Annotated in this window: 3 protein-coding genes; all 3 read right to left on the reverse strand. The window is 56.7% G+C overall.

Annotation, left to right across the window (positions count from 1 at the left end):
* The coding region (speA, locus tag M0974_RS32635) for an arginine decarboxylase (protein ID WP_297846378.1) at nt 1–1,455 on the reverse strand (1,455 nt) is incomplete at its 3' end.
* 157 nt (nt 1,456–1,612) lie between these two features.
* Nucleotides 1,613–1,984, reverse strand: coding sequence for a translation initiation factor Sui1 (locus tag M0974_RS32640; RefSeq protein ID WP_297846380.1), 372 nt, complete (start codon nt 1,982–1,984; stop codon nt 1,613–1,615).
* A gap of 201 nt (nt 1,985–2,185) precedes the next feature.
* Nucleotides 2,186–2,471 (reverse strand): NUDIX domain-containing protein (locus M0974_RS32645; RefSeq protein ID WP_297846382.1); only part of this gene is annotated, 286 nt, incomplete at its 5' end.

Raw genomic sequence — 2,471 nt, forward strand, 5'->3', positions numbered from 1 at the left:
CAGTACCTGGCCAATCGCCCACGTATCCGGCAGGCTCTGAAACACTGAGAAGTTACAGATGTACTTGTCAGCGAGCTTGTCGTTGAGTTCATCCAGCACTTGACGGTGCGAACGCTGGCGGGCTTTCAACGAGTTGTGCAGGCGACGACACACCGCGAAATAGCACTGTTCAGCCAAGGCTTTTTGCGCCAGGGTGATTTTGCCATCGGCGTACTGGCTGGCGATGTCGCTCATGTAGTGCGTGGCACGCCAGTAGGTTTCGGTGACCATCTCGATATCGGTCGGCCCCAACAGATCGACCAGCCATTGCACGGTTTCCGGCAAGCTTTCCTTGTCAGCGATCTTTGGCACTTCGTCATTGTGGCTTTCGACGTCAGTTACCTGAACCACCAATATGGCGTGGTGCGCCGTCAGCGAACGGCCGCTTTCGGAAAAGATATTCGGGTGCGGCAGTTCCTGCTGATCACAGAACTCCTTGAGCATGCCAACCACAACACCGGCGTAATCGTCCATGTCGTAGTTGATCGAACTGGCGTTACGCGAGTGAGTACCGTCGTAGTCCACACCCAAACCGCCACCGACGTCGATGTGGTCGACCGGCAACCCAAGATTACGCAATTCGCCGTAATAGCGAATCGCTTCTTTAAAGCCGTGTTGGTAGTCGGCCAGGTTGGCAATCTGCGACCCCATGTGAAAGTGCAGCAAACGAATGCCTTGATCCAGACCGGCAGCGCGGAAACGCTCGACCACGGACAACAACTGCGCTGCGGACAAACCAAACTTGGATTTCTCACCACCGGTGTCAGCCCATTTGCTCGACGCCAGCGAAGACAGACGCACACGCAAGCCCACTTGCGGAGCGACTTTAAGCTCGGCGGCTTCTTCAATCACCAGTGCGACTTCGGATTCTTTTTCGATCACGATGAAGACGTTGTGACCGAGCTTCTGACCCATCAATGCCAGGCGAATGAACTCACGGTCTTTGTAACCGTTGCAGACAATCGTCCCGCCTTTTGGAGCCAAGGCCAGCACGGCCATCAGTTCAGGCTTGGAACCCGCTTCGAGGCCGATAGACACATCACGCGTCGCGATAATGTTTTCAACCACGGCTTCTTGCTGGTTAACCTTGATCGGGTACAGCGCAGTGTATTTGCTCTGATAGCCCAAGCGCTCGATGTTGGAGTCAAACGCGCCGGTCAGTTGGCGTACACGGTCTTGCAGGATGTCGGGGAAACGCACCAGCAACGGCAGGGACAGCCCACTTTTACGCAGCGCGTCGACCTGTTCGTACAAATCAATGGGCGCGCTGTGCGGACCATTCGGGCGAACTTCAACGCGACCGGCTTCATTGATTGCAAAATAACCGGCCCCCCAATGACGAATCCCATAAACACTGCGGCTGTCCGCAACTGTCCATTGGCTGCCATCGTCTTTGCGTGTGCGTCGTACGGACATCGAAGTCCCCTATAAAGAAGTCAAATGGCATCAGCCGCGATAGGGCTGACGCAGTGTAAAGAGTAGAAATGACGATTGGGCGCTATAGCGCTGACCAGTCTGAGCTTACGTTGAGGAGATAGACCTGCATCACGGCACAGAGTTTAGATATCGGGGCTTAGCCGCCGGACTTCTTCGCTTTGAACCCCAGCTTCACCAGCTCCGCCAACAGTAGCTCAACGTGATCGCCCTGAATCTCGATCACGCCTTCTTTGATCGCACCACCCGTTCCGCAACGCTGCTTGAGCGTTTTGGCCAAGTCCTTGAGCGGATCTTCGGCCAACGGCACGCCGGTGATGGTCGTCACCGTTTTACCGCCGCGACCTTTGCTTTCGCGACGCACACGGGCGATACCATCCCCCTCGGGGATAGCGGTTTGTTTGCAGACACAGGCATCCACGGGCTGGCGACAGTCGGGGCAATGCCGTCCTGCGTCGGTGGAAAATACCAGACCGCCAAGGGCGGCGAAGGATGCGGCTTTTTTGGCCACCGGCAATCCTCTTGTTTGAGGACAAAGATGGGTCGGCTCCGGCGCAGCGGTTGGCCGACCGCGAAGCCCCACTCAGGCAGGGGCAGCGCTACTGGACCATTGGCTACTTAGCCATCAAGAGCGGTCCAGCTTGAAAAGGTCGCGCAGTGTAACGGCAAAAACAGCAGATGCTAAGCGCAAATATACGCCGATCATCATCTTTTACGCGTCAGGCGCAAACTTTCCCAAATAGCGTTTCAGCGCCGCCAAGGAGTCGGGGCAGTAGGGTTTGTGCACGGTTTCTTGCAGGACCTCGGCCACAGGAATAAAGCGCGCTTGCAGGACCTCCTCAGGCTGCAAGGTCAACGGCCCGTCCCAGACGGCGCTGAACACTGCACACCACAGGCGATTACCCGGCTGATCGAAGAAGAAATGTTCGTGGGCGCTCAACGTAACACCGCCCACACCCAACTCCTCTTCCAGCTCCCGAGCCGCCGATTCGGCATAG

Origin of the sequence: Pseudomonas sp., assembly GCF_026224925.1 — a bacterium.
Lineage (GTDB): Bacteria > Pseudomonadota > Gammaproteobacteria > Pseudomonadales > Pseudomonadaceae > Aquipseudomonas.